The organism is Chamaesiphon sp. VAR_48_metabat_403 (genome assembly GCF_031422475.1).
In the GTDB taxonomy this organism is placed as follows: domain Bacteria; phylum Cyanobacteriota; class Cyanobacteriia; order Cyanobacteriales; family Chamaesiphonaceae; genus Chamaesiphon.
Window position 1 is genome coordinate 1 of the sequence record NZ_JANPLS010000393.1, and the last position, 3,031, is coordinate 3,031.

The 3,031-nt window shown below is 48.0% G+C and carries 4 protein-coding genes; all 4 read right to left on the minus strand.

What is annotated here, in order from left to right; translation table 11 throughout:
* Positions 1-1,362: NADP-dependent phosphogluconate dehydrogenase (gene gndA / locus RMO79_RS18575; RefSeq protein ID WP_310484727.1), on the minus strand; the 1,362-nt coding region annotated here is incomplete at its 3' end.
* A gap of 160 nt (positions 1,363-1,522) precedes the next feature.
* Positions 1,523-2,047, minus strand: a complete 525-nt coding sequence (locus RMO79_RS18580; protein ID WP_310484728.1) for a YceD family protein — start codon at positions 2,045-2,047, stop codon at positions 1,523-1,525.
* A 50-nt stretch (positions 2,048-2,097) separates the two neighbouring features.
* Positions 2,098-2,610, minus strand: coding sequence for a R3H domain-containing nucleic acid-binding protein (locus tag RMO79_RS18585; protein ID WP_310484729.1), 513 nt, complete (start codon positions 2,608-2,610; stop codon positions 2,098-2,100).
* 44 nt (positions 2,611-2,654) lie between these two features.
* On the minus strand, positions 2,655-3,031 hold a 377-nt coding region (locus RMO79_RS18590), incomplete at its 5' end, for a hypothetical protein (RefSeq protein ID WP_310484730.1).

Here is a 3,031-nt window from a genome sequence, read left to right on the forward strand (position 1 = left end):
AGTATGGGCACCAAAGTAATCCCGTTGCGCCTGAGTCAGATTCTGCGGTAGATTGGCACGACGATAGCTATCGAAATAATCTAGCGACGCACTAAAAGCGGGAACGGGAATACCTAACTTAGCAGCCTGACAGATCACCTCGCGCCATGCGGTTTGTCTGTCGAGGACTGTTTGGCGGAACTCTGGAGCCAGCAGGAGGTTAGGTAGTTTTGGATCTACTTTAAAAGCATCCTTGATTTTATTCAGGAATCCAGCCCGAATAATACAGCCACCCTTCCAAATTCGCGAAATTTCGCTCAGGTTGAGGTTGTAACCCTCGGATTTAGATGCCGCACTCAGTAATGCCATCCCTTGGGCGTAAGAACAGATTTTAGAGCAATACAGCGCATCGCGTACTTGGTCTACAAACACCTTAGTATCGCCTGTAAACTTGCCATCCGGGCCAGTTAAGACTTTTGCCGCCTCGACTCGTTCGGCTTTAATCGACGACATAATTCTGCCATTCACCGCCGCAATAATGGTCGGAATCGACACGCCTAATTCTAGGGCACTTTGGACTGTCCAGCGTCCGGTACCTTTTTGAGCAGCAGCATCGAGAATTAGTTCTACTAGTGGCTCATTTGTTTCTGGGTCGATATACTTAAATATATCGGCGGTGATTTCGATTAAGAAGGAGTTGAGTTCGTCGGTTTTGTTCCACTCTATGAAGACTTCATGCAACTGCTTATGGTCTAAGCCTGCAACATTTTTGAGCAAATCGTAGGCTTCAGCAATCAATTGCATATCGCCGTACTCGATGCCGTTATGCACCATTTTCACGTAGTGGCCAGCTCCACCTTTGCCGATGTAGGTTACACACGGGCCATCGTCTACCTGAGCGGCAATTTTAGTCAGAATGGGTTCGAGATTGCGATAAGCAGTTTCCGTGCCTCCTGGCATCATACTGGGGCCATTGAGCGCACCTTCTTCACCACCACTAACACCCATACCAATAAAGGTAAATCCTAATCCTTCGAGATCTTTGGTACGTCGCTCGGTATCTGTAAATAGTGAGTTACCACCGTCGATGACGACATCACCTGGTTCGAGAAAAGGTTTGAGTGCGTCGATCGTATCGTCGGTAGGTTTACCAGCTTTGACCATTAACAAGATTTTGCGCGGAGTTTCGAGGGCGGCGCAAAAGTCTTGTAATGAATATGTAGCAATTACTTTTTTCCCCTGGGCGCGGGTTTCCATGAACTTTTCGGTTACTTTCCCAGTTCGATTGAAAACGGCGATCGGAAAGCCATTACGCTCGACGTTAAGGGCTAGGTTTTCACCCATGACAGCTAGACCAATGACACCAAAGCTTTGTAAAGACATAAATTATTGGAAATACTGGAGATGTACGGTTCGATTCGACTTCACCTCACCTTAGCTCGATCCCCATTTTTTGGGGGGTTTTGGATAAATATTTGTAACGATTGTTTAGGTTTTAGGTTTTAACATTCTATTCCCTATTCCCTGTCCCCTTTCCCCTAATTCAACCATTTTCCAGTCGATCTTTGAGTCCTTCAAGTATGCCCCAGCGACTGTCTAGCTTAACTGGAGCGGATGGCTGGGCTTCTGGTGGAGACTCAATGGGAGTAATTCCGGCGCAATCTTGATTGCACAGCTTTCGGAGCGGTACCGCCAGACACAATTGTTCGTACAGCCATACATCTGGCTGGAAATGTCCATCGGGTGGTAGCGATTCTACCAGTTCTTCAAGCTCGTTTTTAATTTCGACTCCCGCGCGGGGTGGTTCGGGATCTTCGGCTTCTAACCAGATAATTTCCGTCGCATTTAGGGCGAGTCGATGATTGTACTGTTGTAAACAGCGATCGCATTTGAGGGTGAGAATCGTCTCTGTTTGTGCTGATACATCGAGATATGTACCGCCATGTTTGACGACGATTTTGCCTCGGACTGGCGTGAGAGTGTCAAATTCAGCGACGGTGGTATCGACAACGATCTCCAGAGTGCGATCTCGTCGATTGGCTAGTTGGGGAAGATAAAGTGGTTCCATTGGAAAAATAGGTAGCGGTACTAAATATCGAATCGAACCCCTGACTACATCTATTCTACTGCTGGAGGCTGGGCTAATTGTACGACCAAGCGGCGATCGGGTTCTTGACCGCGACTGTGAGTAGCCAGATCGCTATAGCTGGGATCGCTATCGAAAAAAGTGTGCATTTGGCGGCGTTCGGCTGAAGACATCGGCTGGAGGATGACTTCGGTACCAGTTGCGCGGACGCGCTCGGCGGCTTCATCGGCGATTGTTTTGAGAGCGATCGCGCGACGCTGGCGATAGCCTTCTAGTTCGATCGTGTATCCTGCTTGTAAATCGGCTTCGGCATGGATGTTGAGGCTAGCATTGGCTAAGTACTGGATCGCATCGATCGTGGCACCTTCAGAGCCGATTAAGAGTTCTTTCTGTGCGGGTGTCAGCGGATTGGGAACGATCGTCAGCCAGTAATTAGGCTCGCTCGCTCCGGCTGGTTGTGCTGTATCTACAGTAGTAGCAATCCCTGAAAGGCTCAGTAGTTGTTCTAGCCACTGTTTGCCACGGTCTAAACGGAGGTCGGTCATTAGATGTCAATGGATAGAGGGTAGACTTGAAGTTGTTACTTAATTCAGGTAGCGGTCAAAAAAGATCGACAGATCGATTGGGCGCGATCGCGGTCTAGCAATACAGAAAACACCAACCAATCCTCTGTTTTATCCGTCATTTCTTTGCCATCGTGAAATTTTCCTTGAAACTTCATTGTCAGCTCTAAGAAAGCAGTTTTGGCAGACTCATCCCACCAGAGGATCGCGTGAGCGGTATGTGCTGGATATCTACCATCATTGGCTTTTGGCAGTTTGGCAACCGCCTCATACTCGCCCAGCTGAAGAATTTCTAGAGCATTTTCACCAAAGTCAAAGTCTAAATTTAGGACTCGGAACTCTTTGAGAAAGACCTTACTCTGTTCGCAAAACTTGAGATCTGCGACACCTGAAAACACGATCG

Coding starts and splice junctions, on each gene's coding strand:
- RMO79_RS18580 (WP_310484728.1), bottom strand. CDS start 2,047: ATGGAACCACTTTATCTTCCCCAACTAGCCAATCGACGAGATCGCACT.
- RMO79_RS18585 (WP_310484729.1), bottom strand. CDS start 2,610: ATGACCGACCTCCGTTTAGACCGTGGCAAACAGTGGCTAGAACAACTA.